Origin of the sequence: Streptomyces sp. NPDC127038, from assembly GCF_042725875.1 — a bacterium.
GTDB lineage: Bacteria > Actinomycetota > Actinomycetes > Streptomycetales > Streptomycetaceae > Streptomyces.
In genome coordinates this window covers 1-25,550 of record NZ_JBHXDQ010000005.1, presented here as the reverse complement: position 1 = coordinate 25,550, position 25,550 = coordinate 1, and the positions used below count along the sequence as shown (strand labels likewise).

Annotated in this window: 19 protein-coding genes and 1 pseudogene; 7 read left to right on the top strand and 13 right to left on the bottom strand. The window is 70.8% G+C overall.

The features are described 5' to 3' along the window. Positions 1-201: 201 nt before the first annotated feature. Entirely contained in the window at positions 202-1,746 is a 1,545-nt protein-coding gene (locus tag ACFWI4_RS05385; RefSeq protein ID WP_387191237.1) for a PucR family transcriptional regulator, read from the bottom strand. Positions 1,747-1,961: 215 nt separating this feature from the next. On the opposite strand from ACFWI4_RS05385, the gene ACFWI4_RS05380 reads away from it, so the two are divergent. Beyond that, positions 1,962-2,783 (top strand): FAD binding domain-containing protein, encoded by an 822-nt coding sequence (locus tag ACFWI4_RS05380; RefSeq protein ID WP_387191235.1) that lies wholly within the window; start codon positions 1,962-1,964, stop codon positions 2,781-2,783. Beyond that, the gene (locus ACFWI4_RS05375; protein WP_387191232.1) at positions 2,780-5,554 is read left to right on the top strand and encodes a molybdopterin-dependent oxidoreductase; all 2,775 of its coding nucleotides are present in this window, start codon (positions 2,780-2,782) and stop codon (positions 5,552-5,554) included. Before ACFWI4_RS05380 ends, ACFWI4_RS05375 begins: the two co-directional genes overlap by 4 nt. A gap of 34 nt (positions 5,555-5,588) precedes the next feature. On the opposite strand, the gene ACFWI4_RS05370 is transcribed toward ACFWI4_RS05375, so the two are convergent. Both ACFWI4_RS05370 and ACFWI4_RS05365 read right to left on the bottom strand, forming a co-directional pair. Further along, positions 5,589-6,281 carry a M24 family metallopeptidase gene (locus tag ACFWI4_RS05370; protein WP_387191230.1) on the bottom strand — a complete coding sequence of 231 codons (693 nt, stop codon included), beginning with the start codon at positions 6,279-6,281 and terminating at the stop codon, positions 5,589-5,591. Positions 6,282-6,469: 188 nt separating this feature from the next. Beyond that, positions 6,470-7,276, bottom strand: coding sequence for a sulfite exporter TauE/SafE family protein (locus ACFWI4_RS05365; RefSeq protein ID WP_387191228.1), 807 nt, complete (start codon positions 7,274-7,276; stop codon positions 6,470-6,472). A 100-nt stretch (positions 7,277-7,376) separates the two neighbouring features. Here ACFWI4_RS05365 and ACFWI4_RS05360 point away from each other — a divergent pair, with 100 nt between their 5' ends. After that, on the top strand, positions 7,377-8,147 hold the full coding sequence (locus tag ACFWI4_RS05360; RefSeq protein WP_387191226.1) for an AraC family transcriptional regulator: 771 nt from the start codon (positions 7,377-7,379) through the stop codon (positions 8,145-8,147). A 15-nt stretch (positions 8,148-8,162) separates the two neighbouring features. On the opposite strand, the gene modA is transcribed toward ACFWI4_RS05360, so the two are convergent. Both modA and ACFWI4_RS05350 read right to left on the bottom strand, forming a co-directional pair. Beyond that, positions 8,163-8,996 (bottom strand): molybdate ABC transporter substrate-binding protein, encoded by an 834-nt coding sequence (gene modA, locus ACFWI4_RS05355; RefSeq protein WP_387191530.1) that lies wholly within the window; start codon positions 8,994-8,996, stop codon positions 8,163-8,165. 318 nt (positions 8,997-9,314) lie between these two features. Then, complete coding sequence (locus ACFWI4_RS05350; protein WP_387191224.1) at positions 9,315-9,956, bottom strand: superoxide dismutase; 642 nt, start codon at positions 9,954-9,956, stop codon at positions 9,315-9,317. Positions 9,957-10,099: 143 nt separating this feature from the next. On the opposite strand from ACFWI4_RS05350, the gene ACFWI4_RS05345 reads away from it, so the two are divergent. Continuing rightward, positions 10,100-10,735 (top strand): class I SAM-dependent methyltransferase, encoded by a 636-nt coding sequence (locus ACFWI4_RS05345; RefSeq protein WP_387191222.1) that lies wholly within the window; start codon positions 10,100-10,102, stop codon positions 10,733-10,735. A 153-nt stretch (positions 10,736-10,888) separates the two neighbouring features. Next, on the top strand, positions 10,889-12,856 hold the full coding sequence (locus ACFWI4_RS05340; RefSeq protein ID WP_387191220.1) for a potassium transporter Kup: 1,968 nt from the start codon (positions 10,889-10,891) through the stop codon (positions 12,854-12,856). A gap of 310 nt (positions 12,857-13,166) precedes the next feature. Here ACFWI4_RS05340 and ACFWI4_RS05335 read toward each other — a convergent pair. The 7 genes and pseudogenes from ACFWI4_RS05335 to ACFWI4_RS05305 form a co-directional block, all read right to left on the bottom strand. Then, positions 13,167-13,478: pseudogene (locus ACFWI4_RS05335) on the bottom strand (SAV_915 family protein); the annotation flags it as partial. A 332-nt stretch (positions 13,479-13,810) separates the two neighbouring features. Next, positions 13,811-14,494: a response regulator gene (locus tag ACFWI4_RS05330; RefSeq protein ID WP_387191218.1), complete on the bottom strand. Its 684-nt coding sequence runs from the start codon at positions 14,492-14,494 to the stop codon at positions 13,811-13,813. 79 nt (positions 14,495-14,573) lie between these two features. Beyond that, positions 14,574-15,242, bottom strand: a complete 669-nt coding sequence (locus ACFWI4_RS05325; RefSeq protein ID WP_387191216.1) for a potassium-transporting ATPase subunit C — start codon at positions 15,240-15,242, stop codon at positions 14,574-14,576. A gap of 6 nt (positions 15,243-15,248) precedes the next feature. After that, entirely contained in the window at positions 15,249-17,378 is a 2,130-nt protein-coding gene (gene kdpB, locus ACFWI4_RS05320) for a potassium-transporting ATPase subunit KdpB (RefSeq protein WP_387191214.1), read from the bottom strand. Next, the gene (kdpA, locus tag ACFWI4_RS05315; RefSeq protein ID WP_387191212.1) at positions 17,375-19,054 is read right to left on the bottom strand and encodes a potassium-transporting ATPase subunit KdpA; all 1,680 of its coding nucleotides are present in this window, start codon (positions 19,052-19,054) and stop codon (positions 17,375-17,377) included. The genes kdpB and kdpA overlap by 4 nt, the downstream gene beginning before the upstream one ends. Before the next feature lie 8 nt (positions 19,055-19,062). Next, on the bottom strand, positions 19,063-19,152 hold the full coding sequence (gene kdpF / locus ACFWI4_RS05310; RefSeq protein WP_018566520.1) for a K(+)-transporting ATPase subunit F: 90 nt from the start codon (positions 19,150-19,152) through the stop codon (positions 19,063-19,065). 256 nt (positions 19,153-19,408) lie between these two features. Further along, the gene (locus tag ACFWI4_RS05305; protein WP_387191210.1) at positions 19,409-21,256 is read right to left on the bottom strand and encodes an APC family permease; all 1,848 of its coding nucleotides are present in this window, start codon (positions 21,254-21,256) and stop codon (positions 19,409-19,411) included. Positions 21,257-21,529: 273 nt separating this feature from the next. On the opposite strand from ACFWI4_RS05305, the gene ACFWI4_RS05300 reads away from it, so the two are divergent. Together ACFWI4_RS05300 and ACFWI4_RS05295 are read left to right on the top strand one after the other, a co-directional pair. After that, positions 21,530-22,051 carry a hypothetical protein gene (locus ACFWI4_RS05300; protein ID WP_387191208.1) on the top strand — a complete coding sequence of 174 codons (522 nt, stop codon included), beginning with the start codon at positions 21,530-21,532 and terminating at the stop codon, positions 22,049-22,051. Between the two features lie 684 nt (positions 22,052-22,735). Then, positions 22,736-24,139, top strand: coding sequence for a TerD family protein (locus ACFWI4_RS05295; RefSeq protein WP_387191206.1), 1,404 nt, complete (start codon positions 22,736-22,738; stop codon positions 24,137-24,139). 32 nt (positions 24,140-24,171) lie between these two features. On the opposite strand, the gene ACFWI4_RS05290 is transcribed toward ACFWI4_RS05295, so the two are convergent. After that, positions 24,172-25,362 (bottom strand): acyl-CoA dehydrogenase family protein, encoded by a 1,191-nt coding sequence (locus ACFWI4_RS05290; RefSeq protein WP_387191204.1) that lies wholly within the window; start codon positions 25,360-25,362, stop codon positions 24,172-24,174. Positions 25,363-25,550: the final 188 nt, after the last annotated feature.

The following is a 25,550-nucleotide window of genomic DNA, read 5'->3' as shown; positions in this document are numbered from 1 at the left end:
AGGCGGGAGTGGCCCGTGCGGCCTCGCGGGGACACGGCGGGGCGTGGTGCCCATGACACGCGGCCCCGGGCCCCCGGGGGCGGCGCGCCGGCTCGGCGCCTTCACATGACGCGTGGGCGCACGACGGCACGATGGGGCTCGCGGCCCTTTCCACGCGCCCTCTCGGAGACATGCGCGCCGGATGCCCCGCCCGCGGTGGGATCAGGCGGCCGGGCGCGCCCGGCAGACGAGGGCGGCCCACAGGTCGAGGCGGTCGGCCAGACGGGAGAGGTCACGGCCGGTGAGGTGCTCGATGCGCTGGACGCGGTAGTGGACCGTGTTGACGTGCAGGTGCAGCGCTCCGGCCGTCCGGGCCCAGGAGCCGTCGTGGGCGAGGAAGGTCTCCAGGGTGTGCAGCAGCATGGCGGCGGAACCGCTGCCCGCCTTGAGCAGGGGACCAAGGACGGCGTGGCTGTAGGCCGTGCGCACCTCGGCGGGTATCCCGGTCAGCAGGGTGCCGACGCTGGTGAGGGCGGCGATGTCTGTGAGGCACGAGGTGTCCGGGGTGACGGTCCGGGCCGAGGCCAGGGCGTAGCGGGCCTCGGCCAGCGCGGTCGCGAGAGTGTCTGCCGGTCCGGTGGACGCGCTGGTCCCGCCGTGCAGCGGTGTGTCCGGGGCACAGGCCGCGACGAACGGCCAGGCCCCGGCGACGGCGTCGTGCGCGTCGGCGGGCAGGACGGCGAAGGCGGTGCCGTCGGGCAGGCGTCCCACCGCGGCGGGCACGGGCCCGGCGTGGGCGACCGCCTCGGCGAGAGCGGCCTCCGCGAGGGTCGCGTCGGCGGCGGCCGGTTCGCCGAGGCCGTCCCGCCGCGCGCCGGTGGCCGCGGCGAGCACGCGCCGGGGCCCGTCGGCCGTCAGCCCGCAGCGGCGCGACGCGGCCTCGACCGCTTCGGGGTCCGCCCCCGGCAGGGCGAGCAGCGCACCGAGTTCGTCCGCCGGCCGGGGTGCGGCGGCGAGGCCGCGGACCTGCGCCCGCCGGCAGCGGTCCAGCAGATCGGCGATCTCGTGCAGCAGGCGCGGTGGTACGGCATCGGCGTCGGGCAGATGCAGGTACCACCGTTCGTAGGGCGTGACGGCCCGGGTGGTGACGGGCACGGTCGTTCCCGAGTCGCCCCCGGGGAGCGCGGCGGCCACGCGCGCCGGAAGCGGGGTGGCGCCGGGCGTGGCCGCGACGGTCCGTCCCGCCGCGGTGACGACATGGACGGCGGTGTCCCCGAGGTGGGCGGACAGCGCTTCGAGAAGCGGCTGCGGGCCGGCGTTCCGCGCGACCAGCCGGTTCAGCCGGCCCCGCAGGTGCCCGGGCATGGCGTGCTGACGGGCCAGCTCTCCCCACTGCCGCAGGTACACGGTCTCCGTGATGGTGCGGAACATGATGTGCGCGGGGACCCCGGCCACCGGCAGTCCGTGCCGGGCGCAGGCTTCCACCAGGTCGCCGGGCACCGCCCCGTGGGTCTCCTCGCCCGCGAGCAGCACCGCCGCGTCCGCTCCCCTGAGCGCCCGGACGAACCGGTCGGCCGCCTCCGGTCCGTCCTCGGCCCGCCACCACACCAGCCCGCTCAGCACCGCCTCGCCCCGCCGTACGAAACGGGCCGGGTCCTCCAGATCGGTGACGCTCACCCCGTGGATCTCCCGCCGCAGCAGGGCGGGTTCGGCCCACAGCAGGCGCAGGCCGAGCGTCTCGTCCGTCAGGAGGTGTTCGACGTGCATGCGCGCTCTGGCTCCCTGTCCGGTGGCCGGGCACGGGGGAGCGTGCCCGGCATCCCGCATTCACCAGGTGGATGCGAGTCATCGCATGGTAAATGCAAGATCAGAGGGCCGATATGCCTGTTGGTCGATCCTCCAGGGTTCGGGCCGGAAAAGTCCGTGTTTCCGTGTGGTGAACCAGTCGTCCGGGTGCCGGTCGCCTTGCTTCACTGACGGTCATGGACCTGAACACGGTGGTGGAGACACGGGACGCCCGGGTGCCCGCGCCCTGGCGGCCGGGCGACGCCTGGCTCGGTGGCGGCACGTACCTCTTCTCCGAGCCGCAGCCGCAGCTGCGGCGCCTTGTGGACCTGAGCCGGACCGGCTGGACGCCGGTGGTACCGCACGCCGACGGCTCACTGGAGATCGCCGCCACCTGCACCGTCGCCCAGCTGTCCCGGTTCGCGAAGGAACTCGCGGCCGAGGCGGCGCCGCTGTTCGAGCAGTGCTGCCGCGCCTTCCTCGCCTCGTTCAAGATCTGGAACATGGCGACCGTGGGAGGCAATCTCTGCAACGCCCTCCCGGCCGGGCCCATGATCTCGCTCACCGCCGCGCTGGACGGCCACTGCCTGCTGCTGGCCCAGGACGGTGTACGGCGCCGGGTGCGCGTCACCGACTTCGTGACCGGCGCGGGCCGCAAGGACCTGGCCGAGGGCGAACTCCTGCGGTCCGTCACCCTGCCCGCCCGGGCACTCGCCGGCCGCACCGCGTTCCGGCAGGCCTCGCTGTACGGGCTCGGCCGCTCGGCGGTCCTGGTCGTCGGCACCCTCGATCCCGCCGACGGCTCGCTGGCGATCACGGTCACGGCCTCGACCGTACGACCGGTGCGGCTGTGGTTCCCGCTGCCGCCGACGGCGGACGCCCTGCGCGCGGCCATCGCCTCCGCCGTCCCCGACGGCTCCTGGTTCGACGACATCCACGGACTCCCGGAATGGCGGCGGCACATGACGCTCCGGTTCGCCGAGGAGATCCGGCGGGAACTCGGAGGGACCGCGCGATGAGGGTCGAGGTCAACGGCAGCCTCTTCGAGGAGGAGCCCCGCCCGGGACAGTGCCTGCGCACGTATCTGCGGGAGCGCGGCTGGTTCGGGGTGAAGAAGGGCTGCGACGCGGGCGACTGCGGCGCCTGCACGGTCCATGTGGACGGGGAGCCGGTGCACAGCTGTCTGTACCCGGCGTTCCGCGCGGACGGCCGCGCCGTCACCACCGTGGAGGGCCTGGCCTCCCCCGAGGGCGAACTGCACCCCGTGCAACGGCAGTTCCTGGAGGCGCAGGGCTTCCAGTGCGGATTCTGCACGGCCGGGTTCCTGATGACGACGGCGGCGCTCGACGAGGATCAACTCACCGACCTGCCAAGGGCGTTCAAGGGGAACCTGTGCCGCTGCACCGGTTACCGGGCCATCGAGGACGCCGTCCGCGGGGTCCGCCATGTGGAGGCGCCCGCCGCCGGAGAGTCCGTCGGCCGCAACCTGCCCGCCCCGGCCGGACCCCGGATCGTGACGGGCACCGCCCCCTTCACCTTCGACCTCGACGTCCCGGGTCTGCTGCACATGAAGCTGCTGCGCTCCCCGCACGCCCACGCCCGCATCACCGCCGTCGACGTCTCGGCCGCCCTGCGGGTCCCTGGTGTTCACGCCGTCCTGACCCACCACGACGCGCCCGCACGGCACTTCTCCACCGCCCGCCACGAACACCCCACCGAGGACCCGGACGACACCCGCGTCCTCGACGACACCGTCCGCCACATCGGCCAGCGTGTCGCCGCCGTCGTCGCGGAGAGCGAGGCCGCCGCGGAGGAGGGCTGCCGCCGCGTCGAGGTGACGTACGAGGTGCTGCCGGCCGTCCTCGACCCGGAGGAGGCGATGAAGCCGGGAGCGCCCGTCGTGCACGACAAGGACGCGACCACGGCCCGGATCTCGCGTCCGCGCGACAACGTCGTCGGGGAGGCGCACGGCGAGATCGGCGACGTCGAGGCGGGGTTCGCGGAGGCCGACGAGGTGTACGAGGGCACGTACCGCACCCAGCGGGTCCAGCACGCCAGCCTGGAGACGCACGGCGCCGTGGCCTGGCTCGACGAGGACGGCAGGCTCACCGTCCGCTCCAGCACCCAGACACCCTTCCTCACCCGCCGTGCCCTGTGCGCGCTGTACGACCTGCCGCAGGACAAGGTGCGGGTCGTCGCGGCCCGGGTCGGCGGGGGCTTCGGGGGCAAGCAGGAGATGCTCGTCGAGGACGTCGTCGCGCTCGCGGTGCTGCGGCTGCGGCGCCCGGTGAAGCTGGAGTACACCCGCGCCGAACAGTTCCACGGCGCGACCACCCGGCACCCCTTCACCATCCACGTGAAGATCGGCGCGCGCCGCGACGGCACCCTCACCGCGGTACGGCTGCGGGTGGTGTCCGACACGGGCGCGTACGGCAATCACGGCCCCGCCGTCATGTTCCACAGCGTCGGCGAGTCCATGGCCGTCTACCGCGCCCCGAACAAGAAGGTCGACGCCTTCTCCGTCTACACGCACACCGTCCCGGCCGGCGCCTTCCGCGGCTACGGGCTCGGCCAGGTCATGTTCGCCATGGAGTCGGCCCTCGACGAACTCGCACGCAGGCTGGGCCTGGACCCGCTGGCGTTCAAGGCGATGAACGTCATCGGGCCGGGAGAGCCGATGGTCACCGCCGACGGCGAGGAGGAGGACCTCCACATCGCCAGCTACGGACTCGACCAGTGCCTGGACATCGTCCGCCGCGCCCGGGCACAGGAGCCGGACCCGGCGGCCGCGCCCGTCCCGGACGGCTGGCTGGTCGGCGAGGGGGCCGCCCTCGCGATGATCGCCACCGGTCCGCCCGGCGGCCACATCGCCGACGCCAGGATCTCCCTCCTGCCCGACGGCGGCTTCGATCTCGCCGTCGGCACCGCGGAGTTCGGCAACGGCACGACCACCGTGCACCGTCAGATCGCGGCGGGCGAACTCGCCACCACCGTGGACCGGATCACCGTCCGCCAGTCCGACACCGACGTCGTCGGGCACGACACCGGCGCCTTCGCCTCCACGGGCGTGGTGGTCGCGGGCAAGGCCACCCTGCGTGCCTCCCGCGCCCTCGCCGATCTGCTCCTCGACCTCGCCGCGGCCCAGTTGCGCGTGCCGCGCGCCGCGTGCCGTCTCGCGGAGGAGGCGGTACTCCACCCGGCCGGCCGGCTCCCCCTCAAGGAGCTCTACCAGGCGGCCCGCGCGGTCGGGGTCCCGGTCTGCGCCGACGGGCACTTCGGAGGCACTCCGCGCTCGGTCGCCTTCAACGCTCAGTGGTTCCGTGTCGCCGTCGACCCGGGGACCGGTGAGATCCGTATCCTGCGCAGCGTCCACGCGGCGGACGCCGGACAGGTCATGAACCCGATGCAGTGCCGGGGCCAGGTCGAGGGAGGCGTGGCGCAGGCTCTGGGCGCGACGCTCTTCGAGGACGTCCGCGTCGACGAACGGGGCGAGGTCGAGACGGCCGCGTTCCGCCGCTACCGGCTCCCCCAGTACGCCGATGTCCCGCGCACCGAGGTCCACTTCATGCGGACGGCGGACGCGATCGGCCCGCTCGGCGCCAAGTCGATGAGCGAGAGTCCCTTCAACCCGGTCGCCCCCGCCCTCGCCAACGCCCTGCGCGACGCGACCGGCGTCCGCTTCACCCGGCTCCCGCTGACCCGGGACCGGGTGTGGCTGGCCCTGCGCGAGGCGGGCGTGACGGACGGAGCGGACACGCCCGGCGTGACGCATCGGACGCGCCCGGCGTGACGGATCGGCCCGATTCCCGACTCGCCCTGCTGGATCAGCCGAGATCCAGCAACTCCTCGTGGAACCCGCCGAACCCGTGCTCGCGGTCGACGAGATGGATCTCCAGGATCCAGTGGCAGCGGCGGCCGGTCCTGTCGGTGCGCCGCAGCGGGGTGTCGTTGTCCGGCGCGATGTACGACTCGACGTGCGCGCCCTCGATCGTCTCGTGCGGGAACTCGCCGACCAGATGGCCCGCGTGCCAGCCGCCGAGCTCCCAGCCGGCCTCCGTGGCCAGCCGTTCGACCTCGGCGTACAGCCGCTTGCCGGTGATGTCGGGGTCGGCCTCGAAGAAGCGCCGGCCCGCGGCGAAGACCCGGGGCAGGTCGTCGCGCAGGCGGTGCTTGACCGGGTCGTCGCCGAGGACGAAGGTCCGGCCGAAGTCGGCCTCGTACTCCTCGAAGATGGGCCCGAGGTCGGCGAACGCGATGTCGTCCGCGCCGATCAGCCGGTCCGGCGGGTTCTCCTTGTACGGCAGGAGGGTGTTCGGGCCCGAACGGACGATCCGCTTGTGCCAGTGCCGGGTCGTCCCGAACAGCTCGTTCGCCAGGTCCCGGATCCGGTCGCTGACCGCCCGTTCCCCCTGACCGGGCGCCACGAGCCCACGTTCCTCGATCTCCGCGAAGAGCCGCACGGCCTTCGTCTGGGCGTCCAGGAGCCGTGCCGCGCGCGTGAGTTCGTCATCCGCCATGGAACCGACGGTAGGAGCTGAACTCGATCTCCGGCAACCGGAATCCATCACGTGAACGCCGACTACCCTGCACGGGGAAGGGGTCCGTGACCGGGACCCCGGCGGAGAGCGGCGGTCCTGGACCTGGTTCCGCCGGCGCCGGCGGTCACGCACGTCATGGCCTGGGCGGAGTGTCGCCGGGGTCGGCGTCACGCGTCCGTGACCGTCATCACGATCAGGACCGCCAGGAGCAGCAGGACGTACGCGACGGAGTGGACGCGGTCCGGGACGCGTCCGGGGGCGCGCCGCACGGCGGCGATGGTGGGCAGCGACCCGAGGAGCAGGGCCGCGCCCGCGGTGAGATCGACGTAACCGAACCGGCCCCAGCCGGCGGTCGCGGCGGGGGTCAGGGCGTAGACGAGGGTCCCGGCCAGGGCGACGGGGACGCTGAGGGGGCCGGCCATCGCGGTGGCCTCGGCCATGGGATGGCCCCTGCGCCGCAGCAGCGGGACCGTCATGACGCTGCCGCCGACTCCCAGCGCGGCGGCCACCAGCCCGATGCCCATGCCGCCGAAGGTGGTCGTGCCCCGGCCCAGGGGCTCGGGGGACTTCCGCAGCGCCGGGGAGAGGAAGCCCTTCCGCAGCAGGCTGTCGGTGATCGTCACCAGCAGGTAGACCACGAACAGCACGCGCAGCTCCGTACCACCGATGAACGTGGACGCGAGGGATCCGGCGGCGGCGCCGATCGTGATGAACGCCGCCAGCGGCCGGAGGTCCGCGTGACGCAGCCGGCCGGCACGCCACTGGGCCAGTGTCGCGGCCACGGCGTTGACCGTCATGACCGCCGCCGAGGTCGCCACCGCGACATGCATGGCGTCCGGTCCCGGGCGGGCCGCGGCGGTCAGTACGCCGTAGACGACGGGTACGGAGACGAAGCCTCCGCCGAAGCCGAAGAACACGGTGGTGATGCCGGTCAGGCACCCGAACGACAGGAGAGTGAGGAACGAGGTGAGCACGGTGAGACGTTAGGGATCCGGCACCGTGGCGGCCAAGCGATGACCGGCCGTCTTCCTACGCGCAGCGGACACGGCGTACGGGCCCACGTACCCTCGCGGCATGCGCAACATCCCGGTCGCGGAGGTCGACGAGCTCGCTCGCGCCGTCCTGGCCATCGGCACCGACTACCCCCGTGACCACCTGCTCGGCTGGCACGAACACCGGCGCGCCCAGGTGCTGTACGCGGCCACCGGCGTCATGCGGGTCGAGACGGCGGACGGCAGCTGGACGATCCCCACCGCCCGTGCGGTGCTGATCCCGCCCATGACCAGGCATCAGGTCACGATGACCGAGGTCAGCACCCGCAGTCTGTACATCGAACCGGCCGCGGTGCCGTGGTTCCCCTCCCGCTGCCGGACCGTGGACGTCTCCGCCCTGCTGCGCGCGCTGATCCTGGAGGCCGTGGAGATGGAACCGCGCTACCCCGAGCACGGCCGGGACGCGGCGCTCGCCGCGCTCGTCCTGCACGAGCTCAAGAGCCTCACCCCGCTGCCCCTGGACGTGCCGCTGCCCTCCGATCCCCGACTGCGCGGCCTGTGCGAGGCGTTCCTGGGGAACCCGGACATCCACGACCCGCCCGCACGCTGGTGCGCCGCCCTGAACGTCAGCGAGAGAACGCTCGCCCGCCGGTTCCGCGACGGCACGGGGCTGAGCTTCGCGCAGTGGCGGCAGCGTGCCTGTGTCCTGCACTCCCTGCACCTTCTCGCCGTACGCACGCCCGTGACGCGCATCGCGGCCGTGCTGGGTTACGACAACCCCGCCGCCTACACGGCCGCGTTCAAGAAACTCCTCGGCCGGCCGCCGACGGCGTACGGGAGCCCCTCCCCATGACGGAGGGGCCGGCCCTCACGGCTTCAGGAACCCGGCGTCGGTCAGGACCTTCTGGCCCTGGGCGGACTGCACGAAGGCGATGAACTGCCGCGCGGCGTCGGCGTTCTTCGCGTTCTTCAGCTCGACGATCGGATAGTCGTTGATCGCGTCGGACGACTCGGGGAACTCCACGCCGGTCACCTTGTCCCCCGCGGCCTTCACATCGGTCTTGTAGACGATGGACGCGTCGGCCTCCTTGAGCACCACCTTGTTCAGGGCGGCCTTCACGTCCTGCTCGTAGGAGACCGGGGTCAGCGTGACGCCGGCGGAGGTCAGGACCTTCTGCGTGGCGGCGCCGCACGGCACGTCCTTGTCGCACAGCACGACCTTGAGCCCGGACTTGGTGAGGTCCTTCAGCGAGGAGATCTTGTCCGGGTTGCCGGGCAGGGCGGCGATCTCCAGCTGGTTGCGGGCGAAGGTGGCCGGCGTGCCGGAGGCGTCCCCGGCATCCGTGACGATCTTCATCGTCTTGGGGCTGGCCGCGGCGAACACCTCCGCCGGGGCACCGCCCTTGATGCTCGCGGCCAGGGTGTCGCTCCCGCCGAAGCTGAAGGTCACCTTCGTGCCCGGGTGTGCCTGCTCGAAGTCCTTGCCGATCTGGGTGAAGGCCTCCTGGAGCGAGGCGGCGGCGAACACGGTCACGGTGCCGGACAGCTTCGAGGAGGCGGCCGCCGCGGCGGAGGCGTGCACCTCGGCCGAGGAGCCGGAGGACTTGGACGAGGAGGAACAGGCACTCAGGGCCAGCAGCACGGAGGCCCCCGCGCCGAACGGCTGAAGGGTCCGGCGGGTCCGGCGAGCGGAACGAGTGATCACAGTGCTCTCCTCAGGGATCTCCAGCGGCCCGGGTCCATCGCGTGGCCCGGTTTCGTCAGACCCCCATCGTGATCCACCGCGGGACCCGAACCGCTGACCGTCGCGGCCATGTCGTGCGAGCCGATCGAGTGAGGTCGAGAACCGCGGACGGAAGGGCTCCCGCAGGTCACGTCCTCGCGGGAGCCCTTCCTTTGTGCCGCCTGCCGTGAAGGTTGAGAAGACGATCACGAGCAGGACGTCTGTGCGGACGCGGACGCGGACGCGGACCCGGACCCAGACCCGGACTCGGACTCGGTCACTGACGTCGTTACGACATCACGGCGTGAGCAGCAGACTGTCGCCGCGCTGCTTGGCGGCGGCGTAACGCCGGGCCACGTCCTGCCAGTTGACGACGGCCCACATCGCGTCGATGAAGTCGACCTTCTGGTTCTTGTACTGGAGGTAGAAGGCGTGCTCCCAGGCGTCGAAGACCAGGATCGGGGTCGAGCCCTGGCCGACGTTGCCCTGGTGGTCGTAGACCTGCTCGACGATCAGGCGGCCGCTGAGCGGCTCGTACGCGAGGACGCCCCAGCCCGAACCCTGCGTGGTCGCCGACGCCTTGGTCAGCTGGGCCTTGAATCCCGCGAAGGAGCCGAAGGACTCGGCGACGGCGTCGGCGAGGTCGCCGAGGCCGTCCTCCGCGAGGGGCTCGCCGCCTCCGTCGCCGGTCATGTTGTGCCAGTAGATGCTGTGCAGGATGTGCCCGGAGAGATGGAAGGCCAGGTTCTTCTCCAAGCCGTTGACCGAGCCCCACCGCTCCTTGTCCCGGGCCTCCGCCAGCCGCTCCAGGGTGTCGTTCGCGCCCTTGACGTACGCGGCGTGGTGCTTGTCGTGGTGCAGCTCGACGATCTCCGGGTCGATGACCGGTTCGAGCGCCGCGTAGTCGTACGGAAGCTCCGGGAGCGTGTAAACCGCCATGTCCAACGTCCTCCGACGTTATTGCGAGTGACTTGCAATTGCACTCTAACAGCAAGAGTGGCGTCAGGATGATCTCCAGGGGCGAGCGTCGGCACCCGACCCGGGGACCGTGCCGCGGACGCGTCGGTGTAGCTTCCCTTCCCGTGACGGGGTATCAGGACGGGACCAGGGCCGCCTACGACGACGTCGTGGAGCTGTACGCATCACGGTTCGCCGACCGGCTGGAGACGCATCCGTTCTCGCGGAACATGATCGGTACGTTCGCCGAGCTGGTGCGGGCGACAGGGAACCCGCGGGCGGCCGACGTCGGGTGCGGGCCCGGCCATCTGACCGCCATGCTGCACGAGTTGGGGCTGGACGCGTTCGGGCTCGATCTCTCCCCGGGCATGGTCGCCCATGCCCGCGGGGCGCATCCGACGCTGCGGTTCGACGAGGCGCGCATGGAGGCCCTGCCCGTCGCGGACGGCGCGCTCGGCGGCGTACTGGCCCACTACTCGATGATCCACACCCCGCCCGGGGACCTGCCCGCGCTGCTCGCCGAGCAGGTACGCGTCCTGGCACCGGGCGGCCTGCTCCTGGTCTCGCTCTTCGGGACCGAGGGACCGGAACCGGTCCGCTTCGACCACAAGGTGACGCCCGCCTACAGCTGGCCGGTCGACCGATTCGCCGACCTGCTGACCGACGCCGGGCTCACCCCCTTCGCCCGCCTGCTCCACGATCCGGCCTCCGAACGGGGCTTCCTGGACGCGCACGTCCTGGCCCGCCGTCCGGAGGCGTGATCGCGGGTCGCGCCCGTGAACTTCAACGGGGCCGCCTGGAAGCGAACCGGCGTGCGCTACGAGCGGTTGTGCACCTGATCGGTATCGTCGCGACGAAAGGTGCCCATCGGCACGTCTCGTCCGAAATGCAGCCACCGAGCGGAGGAGCACGCCATGACCGATCCCCGGAGCGGGGCCGCGTCGGGCGGCGGAACGGCGGGGCCACCGGAGGAGCACGGTCCGAGCGCGCACGACGCGGTGCGCCTCGCGCTGGTGATCGGTGCTCTCGGCGTGGTCTTCGGCGACATCGGGACCAGCCCGATCTACACCCTGCAGACCGTGTTCGACCCGAACGACCCGCATCCGGTCCCCGTCACCACCGGCAACGTGTACGGCGTCGTGTCCCTGGTGTTCTGGTCGGTGATGACCATCGTGACGGTCACCTATGTGCTGCTGGCGATGCGCGCCGACAACGACGGTGAGGGCGGCATCATGGCGCTGATCACTCTCGTGCAGCGGTGGGGATCGCGGGGTGGCCGACGGATCACGGCCGTACTGGCCGCACTCGGTGTCTTCGGCGCCTCGCTGTTCTTCGGCGACAGCATGATCACTCCGGCGATCTCGGTGCTCTCCGCGGTCGAGGGGCTCAAGGTCGTCCAGCCGTCGCTGGAGAGCGCGGTCGTGCCGATCACCGCGGTCATCATCGTCGTGCTGTTCCTGGTGCAGCGCAGGGGGACCGCGGCGGTGGGGCGGGTGTTCGGGCCGGTCATGGTCACCTGGTTCGTGGTCATCGGCGCCTGCGGCGTGGACGGCATCATCGACCACCCGGCGATCCTCAGGGCGCTGTCACCCACGTACGCGCTCGGCTTCCTGTTCGGTCACTTCGGCACCGCCTTCTTCGCCCTCGCCGCGGTCGTGCTCTCGGTCACCGGCGCGGAAGCGCTCTACGCGGACATGGGGCACTTCGGCCGCCGGGCCATCACGCGCGGCTGGATGTTCCTCGTCCTCCCGGCGTGCGTTCTCAGCTACTTCGGCCAGGGCGCGCTGATCCTTGCGGACCACGGCAACATCAGCAGCCCCTTCTTCCTGCTCGTGCCCCACTGGGGCAGATGGCCGATGGTCCTGCTGGCCACGGCGGCCACGGTGATCGCCTCGCAGGCGGTGATCACGGGCGCCTACTCCGTCACCTCCCAGGCCGCCAAGCTCGGTTATCTGCCGAGGCTGCGCATCGCGCACACCTCGGAGTCCACGATCGGCCAGATCTACGTTCCCTGGATCAACTGGCTGCTCATGGTCTCGGTCCTCACCCTGGTCTTCGCGTTCCGCAGTTCCACGGCGCTGGCGTTCGCGTTCGGCATGGCGGTGACCGGCACCATCACGATCACCACCCTGCTGTTCTTCTACGTCGCACGGGCCAAGTGGAGAACACCGCTGTGGCTGGTCGTCCTCGGCGCGAGCCCGCTGCTCTTCGTGGACCTGCTCTTCGTGGCGGCCAACCTGACGAAGCTCGTGCACGGTGCCTGGCTGCCGCTGCTGATCGGCGTCACCGTGTTCACCGTCATGACCACCTGGCAGCGCGGACGCGCGATCGTCACGGCGGCACGGGTCCGGGACGAGGGGTCGCTGCCCGGGTTCGTGGAGAGTCTCCGCAGCGGTGAGCTGGCGACGCTCCGCGTCCCGGGAACGGCCGTCTTCCTCAACCGGGGCAAGCAGACCACGCCGCTGGCCATGCGGGCCAACGTCGAGCACAACCACGTACGGCACGACCACGTCGTGCTGCTGGCCATCGAGACCGAACCGGTGCCCCGCTTCCCCGCGGACCGGCGGCTCGTCGTGGACGACCTCGGGTACACCGACGACGGGATCATCCACGTCACCGCGCGGTTCGGCTACATGGAGACGCCGGACGTGCCGAGCACCCTGGCGATGCTGGATCCGGCCCTGACCGAGGGGCCGCTCCAGCTCGACCGGGCGTCCTACTTCCTGTCGACGATCGAGCTCCGTCGGGGCACCGCACCGACGATGGCCCCTTGGCGCAAGCGGCTGTTCATCGCCACCTCGTACATCACCGCTGACGCCGCCGAGTACTTCGGCCTCCCCCGGGACCGCACGGTCATCATGGGCTCGCAGATCGACGTGTAGACGCGGAGTCCCGGACGGGCCGGTCGGCGAGGGAGGGATGACCGGCCCGCCCGGGAGATCGAGGGACCGCTCACAGACCCACGTCGCGGCGGCGGATGTCCTCCAGGGACTCCCGGCGGACCAGCAGGCGGGCCTGTCCGTCGCGGACGGCGACCACGGGCGGGCGGTCGACCAGGTCGTAGCAGGAGGCCATGGACAGGTGGCAGGCGCCGGCCACGGGTACGGCGACCAGGTACGGCGTGACACCGGTGATCCGCGAGCCCAGGCGGCAGTACAGGCCGGAGAGTTCGAGCTGCGGCTGGTCGAGTATGCGGGTGGGCGGTGCGACCCGTGCGGGCGCCGGGGCGGTGAACTGCGGGTCGACCGTGAGGACGGTGACGCCGAGCGGCGCGGTCAGCGCGCGCAGCGCGGGCTCGGCGAGCCTGATCCACGCCTGGCCGGGCCCGAGCATGGCGGTGAGCCGGCGCTCGGAGGTGAAGCCGACGGCCGTACGGGCGCCGATCGGGGTACGGAAGAGCCGGGCCGCACACCCGGAGGGACCCGGCCGGACCGGTACGTACAGGGGTCCGGCCGGGAACCGATCGGCGGGCTCGGGGTCTTCGCCGTGGAGGAGTTCTGTCATGGGTGCCTCCCGAGGGGCAGAAAGCGTGGGCTCTGATCTGTGGGACCCCGGACGCGGGGAGGCGGTCCGGGGTTCGCTCTCGACGTTATGCCCGGAGCCCCCGGCCGCCGGACCGGTCCTGACGGGACGCTGACGAGGATCCGACCGACATTGACGGGAAACTGACAGCGCTGGTGGGAAGGCGGCGCGGACGCGTCCGGCCCGAACGGGAACGCGAGAGCGCGCCGCAGGACGGCGTCCACGTCCGTCTCGGTGAACACACCGCCGCGGTGGTCGTCTTGCCGACGCCCGGTGCCGCGCCGGGACATGTCCGGAGCCCGCCTCGTGCGATGTCATCCTTCGAATCGATAGCCCATGCCGGGTTTGGTGATCAGGTGGCGGGGGTGCGAGGGGTCCGTCTCCAGCTTTCTGCGCAACTGGGCCATGTACACCCGCAGGTAGTTGGTCTTGTTGCTCTGCGAGGCGCCCCACACCTCCCGGAGCAGCTGCTTCTGCGAGACCAGCCGACCGCGGTTGGCCACCAGGATCTCCAGCAGATGCCACTCGGTCGGGGTCAGCCGTACGTCCCGCCCGTCCCGAACGGCCTTCTTGGCGAGCAGATCGAGGGTGAAGTGCTCCGTCGTGACCAGCGTCGTCTCGGGAACCAGCGGTGTGTCCCCGGTGCGGCGGACGGCGGCCCGCAGCCGGGCGAGGAGTTCGTCCATGCTGAAGGGCTTGGTGATGTAGTCGTCGGCGCCGGCGTCGAGGGCGGAGACCTTCTCGTCGGACGCGCGCCGGGCCGACAGGACGAGGATCGGCACGCGGCTCCAGCTCCGTATGCCCTTGATGACGTCGACGCCGTCGAGGTCGGGCAGGCCGAGGTCGAGCAGGACCACGTCGGGCTGTCGGGCGGCGGCGAGCCGCAGGGCCGTGGCTCCGTCGGGGGCGGCGTCCACGCCGTAGTGACGTGCCTGCAAGTTGATGACGAGGGCCCGTACGAGCTGCGGGTCGTCGTCCACCACGAGCACCCGGGTCATGGGGTGTGCTTCTCCTGTCATGCCTGCGGGGAGTTGGCACCCTGAGGTGTCAACTCCCGTTGCGAATGGCGTAAGGCGGTCAATTCTTCGCGAGCAGGTTCTTGAGCGCGATGTTGAGTTCGAGGACGTTGACACGGGGTTCGCCGATGAAGCCGAGGGCGCGGCCCCGGGTCTGCTCGTCGACCAGCTTCTGGACCTGAGCGACGGGCAGGCCGTTCTTGGCGGCGATCCGGTGCACCTGGATCGCCGCGTACTGCGGAGAGATGTCCGGGTCGAGGCCGGAGCCGGAGGAGGTGACGGCGTCGGCGGGCACGTCCGAGGGCTTCACGGTGTAGCCGTTCACCGAGTTGTCCTTGACGACCGCGGCCTTGGCGTCCTCGACCTGCTTGACCAGGACCTTGCTGTCGGCGGCGAGGTTGGTGGCGCCGGACAGGATCAGCTTGTAGCGGGTGTTGACGGTGTTGGTCCCGAGTCCGTTCGCCGGGCGGCCCTGGAACCACTTCAGGTCCGGGGCGGGGGTCTCCTGGCCCTTCTTCAGCGGCAGGTCGTACGACTGCCCGATGAGGGAGGAGCCGACGACCTTGCCGTCCGCCTTGATCTCGGAGCCGTTCGCCTTGTCGGCGAACAGCCCCTGGGCGATGCCGGTGACGGCCAGTGGGTAGATGACGCCGGTCACCAGGGTGAGCACGAGGAGGGCGCGCAGGCCAGCGCCGAGCAGCCGCGCGGTGTTCGTCACGGAGTTGTTCATAGCCGGTCAGCCGATCCCGGGGATGAGGGAGATGAGCAGGTCGATGATCTTGATGCCTACGAACGGCGCGATGAGGCCGCCGAGTCCGTAGATTCCGAGGTTGCGGCGGAGCATCCGGTCGGCGCTCATCGGGCGGTAGCGAACGCCCTTCAGGGAGAGCGGGACCAGCGCGATGATGATGAGCGCGTTGAAGATGACGGCGGAGAGGATCGCGGAGTCGGGCGAGGACAGGTTCATGATGTTGAGCCTGTCCAGGCCCGGGTAGACCGCGGCGAACAGCGCCGGGATGATCGCGAAGTACTTGGCGACGTCGTTGGCGATGGAGAACGTCGTCAACGCGCCCCGGGTGATCAGCAGTTGCTTGCCGATCTCGACGATCTCGATGAGCTTGGTGGGGTTGGAGTCCAGGTCCACCATGTTCCCGGCCTCCTTGGCGGCCGAGGTCCCGGTGTTCATGGCCACGCCGACGTCGGCCTGGGCGAGCGCGGGGGCGTCGTTGGTGCCGTCGCCGGTCATCGCGACGAGCTTGCCGCCGGCCTGTTCCCGCTTGATGAGGGCCATCTTGTCCTCGGGGGTGGCCTCGGCCAGGAAGTCGTCGACGCCCGCCTCCTCGGCGATCGCCTTGGCGGTCAGCGGGTTGTCGCCCGTGATCATGACGGTCTTGATGCCCATGCGGCGCAGCTCGTCGAACCGCTCCCGCATGCCGTCCTTGACCACGTCCTTGAGGTGGATGACACCGAGGACCCGGGCACCGCGCTCGTCCTCGGCCGCGACCAGCAGCGGCGTGCCGCCGGCGCCCGCGATCCGGTCGGTCAGCTCGGTGGCGTCCTGGGACACTTCGCCGCCGCGCCCGGTGACCCAGGCGATGACCGAACCGGCCGCGCCCTTGCGGATGCTGCGCCCGTCTACGTCGACGCCGGACATGCGGGTCTGGGCGGTGAAGGCGATCCACTCGGCGCCCGCCAGCTCGCCCTGGTGGCGCTCGCGCAGCCCGTACCTCTCCTTCGCCAGGACGACGATCGAGCGGCCCTCGGGGGTCTCGTCGGCGAGCGAGGAGAGCTGGGCGGCGTCGGCGACCTCGGCCTCCGTGGTCCCCGTCACCGGGACGAACTCGGCGGCCTGCCGGTTGCCGAGCGTGATCGTGCCGGTCTTGTCCAGCAGCAGCGTCGACACGTCACCGGCGGCCTCGACGGCCCGCCCCGACATGGCGAGCACATTGCGCTGCACCAGCCGGTCCATGCCGGCGATGCCGATCGCCGAGAGCAGCGCGCCGATGGTGGTCGGGATCAGACAGACCAGCAGGGCCACCAGGACGACCATGGTCAGATGGGTGCCGGCGTAGTCGGCGAACGGCGGCAGCGTGGCCACCGCCAGCAGGAAGACGATCGTCAGCGAGGCCAGCAGGATGTTCAGCGCGATCTCGTTGGGCGTCTTCTGCCGGGCCGCGCCCTCCACCAGGGCGATCATCCGGTCGATGAAGGTCTCACCGGGCTTCGTCGTGATCTTGACGACGATCCGGTCGGAGAGCACCTTCGTGCCACCGGTCACCGCCGACCGGTCACCGCCGGACTCCCTGATGACCGGGGCCGACTCGCCGGTGATCGCCGACTCGTCCACCGAGGCGACACCCTCGACGACGTCACCGTCACCGGGGATGATGTCGCCCGCCTCGCAGACCACCAGGTCACCGATCCTCAGTTCGGTGCCCGGCACCTGCTCCTCGCGGTCCCCCACCAGCCGCCGGGCGACGGTGTCGGTCTTGGCCTTGCGCAGGGTGTCCGCCTGCGCCTTGCCGCGCCCCTCGGCGACCGCCTCCGCCAGGTTGGCGAACACGACGGTGAGCCACAGCCAGGCACTGATCGCCCAGCCGAACCAGTCGCCCGGGTCCTTGAAGGAGAAGACGGTGGTCAGCGCCGACCCGATCCACACCACGAACATCACGGGCGACTTGACCATCACCCGCGGATCGAGCTTGCGGAAGGCCTCCGGCAGCGACTTCAGCAGCTGCTTCGGGTCGAAGAGACCCGCACCGACCCTTCCTTCGTCCTTGTGGCCGGTCGGCACATCGCTGTGCGGCGCCCGAGTGGGAACAGTCGTGGACACGGCGTCCTCTTGGTTGTCTGTGCGAGTGGTCATGACGCCAGCCCCTCGGCCAGCGGGCCCAGAGCGAGGGCCGGGAAGTAGGTCAGGCCGGTGATGATCAGGATCGCGCCCACCAGCAGCCCCGTGAACAGCGGCTTCTCGGTGCGCAGGGTGCCCGCGGTCACCGGGACCGGCCGCTGTCCGGCCAGCGAACCGGCCAGCGCCAGAACGAAGACCATGGGCAGGAAACGGCCCAGCAGCATCGCGAGCGCGGTCGTGGTGTTGTACCAGTCGGTGTTCGCGTTCAGACCGGCGAAGGCAGAGCCGTTGTTGTTCGCCGCCGAGGTGAAGGCGTACAGCACCTCGGAGAAGCCGTGCGCGCCGGAGTTGAGGATCGAGTGCGGCGGGGTCGGCAGCGCCATGGAGGCGGCGGTGAAGACCAGGACCAGGGCCGGGGTGATCAGGATGTAGCAGGCGGCGAGCTTCATCTCGCGGCCGCCGATCTTCTTGCCCAGGTACTCGGGGGTGCGGCCGACCATCAGACCGGCGATGAACACCGCGATCACCGCCATGATCAGCATGCCGTAGAGGCCGGAGCCGGTGCCGCCGGGCGCGATCTCCCCGAGCTGCATGCCCAGCATGGTGATGCCGCCGCCGAGTCCGGTGAACGAGGAGTGGAAGGAGTCCACCGCGCCGGTCGAGGTCAGTGTCGTCGCCACCGCGAAGATCGACGAGCCGCCGACGCCGAACCGGGTCTCCTTGCCCTCCATCGCCCCGCCCGCGAGACCGAGGGCCGGACCGTGCTGGGCGAACTCGGTCCACATCATCAGGGCGGTGAAGCCCAGCCAGACGGTGACCATCGTGGCGAGGATGGCGTATCCCTGCTTCACCGAGCCGGCCATCACACCGAAGGTCCTGGTCAGCGAGAAGGGGATCACCAGGATCAGGAAGATCTCGAACAGGTTCGAGAACGGGGTCGGGTTCTCGAAGGGGTGGGCACTGTTGGCGTTGAAGTAGCCGCCGCCGTTGGTACCCAGCTCCTTGATGGCCTCCTGGGAGGCGACCGCGCCACCGTTCCACTGCTGCGATCCGCCGATGCCGTGCCCTTGGAAAAACTGCCCGACCTCGTGGATGCCGGAGAAGTTCTGGATCGCCCCGCAGGCGACGAGGACCAGCGCGGCGATCGCGGCACCCGGCAGCAGGATGCGCAGCGTGCCGCGCACCAAGTCCCGCCAGAAATTGCCGAGTTCACCGGTGCGGGAGCGCGTGAAGCCGCGCACCAGCGCCACCGCGACCGCCATTCCCACGGCCGCGGAGAGGAAGTTCTGCACGGCCAGACCGGCGGTCTGCACGACATGGCCCATGGTCTGCTCGCCGTAGTACGACTGCCAGTTGGTGTTGGTCACGAACGACACGGCCGTGTTGAAGGACTGGGCGGGGTTCACCGAGGAGAAGTGCAGCGAACCCGGCAGCACGCCCTGGAGGCGCTGGAGCAGGTAGAGGAACAGGACACTGACCGCGGAGAAGGCCAGGACCCCGCGCAGATACGCGGGCCAGGTCATCTCGGCGTCGGGGTCGGCGCCGATGCCCCTGTAGATCCACTTCTCCACCCGCAGGTGCCTGGTGGAGGAGTAGACCCGGGCCATGTAATTGCCGACGGGGACGTAGGCGAGCGCCAGCGCTCCTATGAGGGCGACGAGCTGGAGCACACCTGCGAGTACGGAACCCATATCTGGTCTCAGAACCTCTCCGGGAAGATCAGGGCGAGGACGAGATAGCCCAGCAGGGCGACGGCCACGATCAGGCCGACTACGTTCTCGGCGGTCACAGCTTCGTCACCCCCTTGGCGACGAGGGCCACCAGCGCGAAGACCGCGAGCACGGTGACGACGAAGGCCAGATCGGCCATCGCAAACTCCTGAAGTGAGGTTCGGTTGAAGCGGACGGTTAGAGGAAACCGCTTCCGTGGCCGGATTCGGTCGCCGTTGACGGCTCCCTTACGGCGGTGCGCGCGGCCTTGACGGGACCCTTACGGCCGTCGGCCCGCACTGGTGGGCAGACCACCCTGACCTGCGGTCGTCCGCGTCACGAGAGCCGGAAACGGAGCCGGCAGATCACGGCGTCCGTCTCCCGCCGTACCGCGTGGGCGACCACCGCGCCCCGCTGGTTCTGCAGCAGGCGCTGCCACAGCCGCTCCGGTTCGGTCTCCGGAATCAGCACGGTCACCCGGGTGCCGGGCGCGGCGGCCGCCGCCTCACGGACGTACGCGGCTATGGGACGGCCCAGTCCGCGCCGTTCGCACGCCAGCCGCACCAGCTCCACGCCCGGGTCCCACTCCGCCCAGGAACGCTCGAAGGCATGCGTCCGCGCCCGGTCCTCGGGGTCCGCATGGCAGACGGTCACCGCGCGGACCTCGTCGCCGAGCGAGACCGCCGCCGTCAGCGCCTCCGACGTGAGCCGGGAGACCGAGGAGACCGGCACGACGACCAGAGAGCGCTCGCGACGGGGGGCCTCGGGGACGCGGCCGAGTCCGAGCCGCTCGCCGATCCGGCCGTAGGCCCGGTGCACGGCCTCGAAGGCAGCCACCAGGGCCGGGAGAGCGATCACGATCAGCCAGGCGCCGTCCGCGAACTTGCTCGCGGTGACGACGACCGCGGCGACGCCGGTGAGCAGGGCGCCGAAGCCGTTGAGCAGCACCTTCCCGCGCAGGCCGCGCCGCCGCTCCAGCAGCCAGTGCTTGACCATGCCCACCTGAGCGATCGTGAAGCCGACGAAGACTCCGATGGCGAACAGGGGCACGAGGGTGTTCGTGTCCCCGCCGGAGAAGACCAGCAGCGCGGCCGAGACGGCGGCCAGCGCCAGGACGCCGTGCCGGTGGACCTGCCGGTCGGCCTTCAGGGCGAAGACGTGCGGGGCGTAGTTGTCGCGGGCGAGCAGCTTCATCAGGACGGGAAGCCCGCCGAAGGAGGTGTTCGCCGACAGCGCCAGCAGGATCATCGTGGCGAACTGGATCACGTAGAAGGCCCAGTTGTGGCCGAGGGAGGCGTCCGCGAGCTGGGCGAGGACGGTGACGCCCTCGACCGGCTGGAGGTGGAAGCGGCCGATCAGCACCGACAGACCGATCAGCATCAGTCCGAGGACGGCGCCGAGGGCGACCTCGGCGTGCTGCGCCCGCCGGACCCGCGGCACCCGGAAGGAGGGGACGGCGTTCGCGATGGCCTCCACACCCGTCAGAGCCGCGCAGCCGGAAGCGAACGCCTTCAGCAGGAGCAGCGCACCCACGGTCGAGGCGTTGTCCGCGAGGACGGAGGCGTGCCCGGCCGCGGTCACCGTGCTCACCGGGTGGGACCTGAACAGCCCGACGACGATCAGTACGAAGATCGAGCCGACGAAGACGACCGTCGGCACGATGAACGCTCGCGCCGACTCCACGATCCCGCGCAGGTTGACGCCCGTGATCAGGGCCAGCACCGCCAGACACAGCCACAGCCGGTCGTCGTACAGGGCCGGGAAGGCTGAGGTCAGGGCCGCCACTCCGGCCGTCACGGCGACCGCGACGTTGAGGACGTAGTCCAGGACGAGCGAAGCCGCGGCCACCAGGCTGGTGCGCGGGCCGAGATGCCTCTTGGCCACGGCATAGGAGCCGCCACCGTCCGGGAAGGCCGCGATGACCTGCCGGTAGGAGGCCACCAGAACCGCCAGCAGACCGGCGATCGCGAGCGTCACCGGCATCGTGCAGCCCAGTCCGCCGGCACCGGCGGCTGCGAGCACGAGGACGATCGCCTCCGGGCCGTACGCGACCGACGCCATCGCGTCCAACGACAGTGCCGCGAGCCCGGTGACGGCGGTCAGCCGATGCCGCTCGCCCGTATCAGGGGGTTCCTCGCCGGAGGGGACGGCATCCGGCTGCTCGGTGGGGGTCAGGACGGACATGGGTGCGTACTCCTTCTTTCGTCAGCCCCGCGACGGCCGAAGGACGCGCGGGTGCGCCCAGGTTCGGTCCGGTACCTGTGTCAGGGGCCGTTCCTTGCGACTTCTTCGCGCCCGACCGGCCTGCCTTGACGGGATCTTGACGGGCAGCGACGAGGGAGGCCGCCCGTGCGCCGGCACGCGGGCGTACGGAACCCGTCAGCATCCGCGCCTTCGGCGTCAGGAGTCCGTCAGCGACGATCGCCGGACCCGGCGGGGCCGCATAGCGTCGGTTGCGTGGAACGAAGCGGACCGGTCGGCTCGGTCGGCGACCGGAACTGGCACGGCAGCGCACGGCTCGCGGTGAGCTGCGCCCTGCTGTTCTGTGCCATGGCCCTGGTCGTCGACTGGGACGCGGGCAGCCTCACACCCCCGCGCGCCCTGTTGTGGCTCACCTTGTCCGCGGCGGTGGGTTTCGTCCTGCTGCCACCCCGGGTGAGCGCCGGCCCCGGCTGGCTGGCCGTCCGCACACCGTGGCGCCGACGCTTCGTCCGCACGGACGCGCTGACGAGCGTGCGGCAGTACGACGGCGTCTCCTCCCACCTCGTACTGCGGGACGTGAGCGGCAACCGCCTGGAGCTCGACCCCCGCGTCCTCACCGCGAACCCGCTGATCTGGCACGAACTCGACACCGGCGTGCGCCGCTCCACCGAGCACGGCACACTGCGCCACGGAGCCGAGCTCCTCGACCGACTGGGACACCGGATCGACGACGAGACGGTGCGTGGGGTACTGAGGACATCAGGGCTCTCCCGCTGAGCGGCACGGGGAGGGGGCTGGGGCTAGGGGGCCGGGGCAGGGTGCAGCCCGAACGGATCACCGGCAGAACGGCCGCCCGGCTCCCCCGAGGACGGCTCCGCACCCTGCTGTCTGTTCCGAACAACAGTCTCCGACTTTGGACAGAAAGCGCCCCTGACGGACTCCGCTGGGAAAGATGAGCCCCACATCTGCTCCTGAAGCATGTGCTGGTGCCACACTGTGCCCCCGGGAAAGGGGTGGGCCATGGGGTTCGGATTCCGTGTCGGTGTGCCGGGCATGAGTGTGCGTGTCTCCACACGGGGTGTGCGGACCTCCGTGGGCCCGCGCGCCGCGAGGCTCAGCGTGGGCAGTGGCGGCACACGGGTGTCGACGGGACTCGGTCCTTTCTACGCGTCGAGCTCCCTCAGCGGCGGTCGTCGGCGGACCACCACACGGCGTACCGCGCAGACCCGGTCGGTCGCACCTTCACCCGCACAGCTGGAGCGGGCGCGCCGCCAGGCGGAAAGAGCGCAACAGGAAGCAGAGCGCGATGCCGCCATCGCCCGGTTGCGAGAGCTGCGACGGGAGATGACCAGCGTCCACCTGCAGTCCTTCGCCGCAGCGCGACCGCCCGTGATCCCAGCTGCTCCACAGCTCGGTCTTCCCTGGGCACTCGCCGAAGCCCAGGCCTTTCACCTGCAAGGAGTGGGCCGCCTGGCACGGGCCGAACGCGCCGCCGCCAAACAGCGCGCCCAGCAGGACGCTCCCGAGTACCTGGCCGCGGAGACGACCCGTCTGCTCTCCGTACGGGAACAGATGGTCACCGAGGCCGGACAGTGGTGGCGGGAGCTGCTCTCCAACAACGAGGCCACCGTCTGCGAGGCCGTGAACCACGCCTTCTCCGACAATCCGGCTGCCGGCTGCGCGGTCGGCGTGGATGGCGCGGTCCTTTCGGTCGTCATGCGACAGCAAGACCTCGACACGATGCCCACCCAGACCGCCGGCCTCACACCCGGCGGGCGCCCCACCCTGAAGAACCTCACCAAACGCGACCGGACTCTGTGGTGGTTGACAGCCATGGGCTCCAACATCATCGCCACGCTCAAGGAAGGCTTCGCAACCGCGCCCGGCGTCGAAGCCATCGACCTGGCCGTCCTCACTCGCTTGCCCGACACCCAACGGCTGGGCTTTGTCGCCTATGGCCGCTGGACCCGACACGCGATCGAGTCCACGCCTTGGCGGGACCCGGAGGACGCCCTGCGGTTCCTGGACATCGGCCAGGATCTCGCTTGCGCCGTCACCACCACCGCCTCCGGCGCCTTCTCCAGCACGCTCAAGCCGCTGGACACCACCCGCGTTCCCGGCCTCCAAGACCTACTGGACGGCGCCCAGGACGCCCCCGACTCCGGCGAGCCGTCCCTCGCCGACCTGGACATCACCCTCGGCTCGAACACCCCCGCCGACCCGTCGGCCACCCCCGGCGACCCCTACCGGATCCGGTCATTCACCGAGTGGAAGCAACAGGCTCCCGGTCCGTCGCACCCCACACCCGTCGCTCCGCCGACCGTGTCCGAGGTGCTCGTCCCGGGCCAGACCCTCGTCCTGCCGGAGGAAGCCCGTCAGGGACTTCACGTCTCCTTCGGCTTCGCCGGCGCCGATGCCGACCTCACCCTGTTCCTCGTCGGGAACGACGGCAGGGTCTCCGGTGACGAGGACTTCGTCTTCTACAACCAGCCGTCCGCCGCGGACGGTGCCGCCCGCCTTCTCGGCAAACAGCAAGAGGGCCCCCACACCGTCGAACGCGCCACCGTTCATCTCTCCGCCCTGCCCGACCGCGTGCAGCGGATCGCCATCGCCATCAACATGGACGTCGACACCGGCTTGACTTGCGGATCGCTCACTCACGCAACCCTGAACCTCGGCTGTGCGGGCGCCGCTGCCTGGACTTTCGAGCCTCCCGCCGACCCCTCCATCCGTGCCATGGTCATTGCCGAGCTCTACCGGCACATTGCCGACGGCCACCCCGTGTGGAAACTCCGCGCCATTGGCCAGGGCTGGGCAGACGGGCTCGACGGCCTCGCTCGCGCCTATGGGGTCAACGTCGAATAACTGGCGAGGCGGGTAGGCAGGCCGGCACGGGCCTACCGTCGGACCCTGGGCATTCCCAGGCCGATCCACGAGATGATCTCCCGCTGGATCTCGTTGTTGCCGCCGCCGAAGGTGAAGATCACGGCCGAGCGGTAGCCGCGTTCGAGTTCGCCGTGCAGGACCGCGCCGGCCGAGCCCTCCTTGAGGGCGCCGGGGGCCGCGACGATCTCCATCAGCCAGGCGTACGCGTCCCGGCGCGCCTCGGAGCCGTACACCTTGACGGCGGAGGCGTCCTGCGGGGTGAGCGTGCCCTCCTGGACGGCGTTCACCATGCGCCAGTTGAGGAGCTTCATGGCGTCCAGCCTGGTGTGCGTGCGGGCGAGGAGGCGCCGCACCCAGGGCAGGTCGACCACACGGCGTCCGTCGGCGAGCTTCGTCTCCATCGCCCAGCGCTGGACGTCGTGCAGCGCGCGGATGGCCATGGTGCCGTGCGCGGCGAGCGTCACGCGCTCGTGGTTGAGCTGGTTGGTGATCAGCCGCCAGCCCTTGTTCTCCTCGCCGACTCGGCGCGTGGCGGGGACCTTGATGTTCTCGTAGTAGCTGGCGGTGGTGTCGTGCGAGGCGAGCGTGTTGATGACGGTGCACGAGTAGCCGGGGTCGGAGGTCGGCACGAGGAGCATGGTGATGCCCCGGTGCGGCGGGGCGTCCGGATCGGTGCGGACCGCGAGCCACACCCAGTCGGCGGTGTCGCCGTTGGTGGTCCAGATCTTCTGGCCGTCGACCGTGTAGTGACCGCTGTCCTCGTCGCCCTCCCGTACGGCCCTGGTCCTGAGCGCGGCGAGGTCGGTCCCGGCGCCGGGCTCGCTGTAGCCGATCGCGAAGTCGATCTCGCCGGAGAGGATCTTCGGCAGGAAGAACGACTTCTGCTCCTCGGTTCCGTACTTCATGATCGTCGGACCCACGGTGTTGAGCGCCATGAGCGGCAGCGGCACCCCGGCCTGGGCGGCCTCGTCGAAGAAGATGAACTGCTCCATCGGGCTCAGGCCCCGCCCGCCGTACTCCTCGGGCCAGCCGACGCCGAGCCAGCCGTCCGTGCCGAGGCGCCTGATCGTCTCGCGGTAGAAGCGCTTCTGCGCCGCAGGATCGGCATAGCGGGCGTAGGCGTGGTCCGGCACCAACTCGGCGAAGTAGAGACGAAGTTCGGTCCGCAGCCGCTGCTGCTCCGGCGTGTATTCGAGATGCACGGCGCCTCCTGCCTCCGAGCCCGACCTGACGGCGCACACCGTAGAACGCGTTCCAGAAATTGGGAATGGCGATGACGGAGGCGGAACGGATGAGGGGCGGCGGGCCCGGGGCCCGGGGGGGCCCCCCCCGCGCGGCGGGGGGGCCCGCGCGGCGAATTAAAAAAAAAAAAAACACCCCAACGAGGTAA

Excerpts from the sequence above, each read along its gene's own strand:
- ACFWI4_RS05375 (WP_387191232.1), top strand. The coding sequence starts at position 2,780 with ATGAGGGTCGAGGTCAACGGCAGCCTCTTCGAGGAGGAGCCCCGCCCG.
- ACFWI4_RS05350 (WP_387191224.1), bottom strand. The coding sequence starts at position 9,956 with ATGGCGGTTTACACGCTCCCGGAGCTTCCGTACGACTACGCGGCGCTC.
- ACFWI4_RS05360 (WP_387191226.1), top strand. The coding sequence starts at position 7,377 with ATGCGCAACATCCCGGTCGCGGAGGTCGACGAGCTCGCTCGCGCCGTC.
- ACFWI4_RS05305 (WP_387191210.1), bottom strand. The coding sequence starts at position 21,256 with ATGTCCGTCCTGACCCCCACCGAGCAGCCGGATGCCGTCCCCTCCGGC.
- ACFWI4_RS05325 (WP_387191216.1), bottom strand. The coding sequence starts at position 15,242 with ATGAACAACTCCGTGACGAACACCGCGCGGCTGCTCGGCGCTGGCCTG.
- ACFWI4_RS05385 (WP_387191237.1), bottom strand. The coding sequence starts at position 1,746 with ATGCACGTCGAACACCTCCTGACGGACGAGACGCTCGGCCTGCGCCTG.
- ACFWI4_RS05370 (WP_387191230.1), bottom strand. The coding sequence starts at position 6,281 with ATGGCGGATGACGAACTCACGCGCGCGGCACGGCTCCTGGACGCCCAG.
- ACFWI4_RS05330 (WP_387191218.1), bottom strand. The coding sequence starts at position 14,494 with ATGACCCGGGTGCTCGTGGTGGACGACGACCCGCAGCTCGTACGGGCC.
- kdpA (WP_387191212.1), bottom strand. The coding sequence starts at position 19,054 with ATGGGTTCCGTACTCGCAGGTGTGCTCCAGCTCGTCGCCCTCATAGGA.
- ACFWI4_RS05340 (WP_387191220.1), top strand. The coding sequence starts at position 10,889 with ATGACCGATCCCCGGAGCGGGGCCGCGTCGGGCGGCGGAACGGCGGGG.
- kdpB (WP_387191214.1), bottom strand. The coding sequence starts at position 17,378 with ATGACCACTCGCACAGACAACCAAGAGGACGCCGTGTCCACGACTGTT.
- ACFWI4_RS05380 (WP_387191235.1), top strand. The coding sequence starts at position 1,962 with ATGGACCTGAACACGGTGGTGGAGACACGGGACGCCCGGGTGCCCGCG.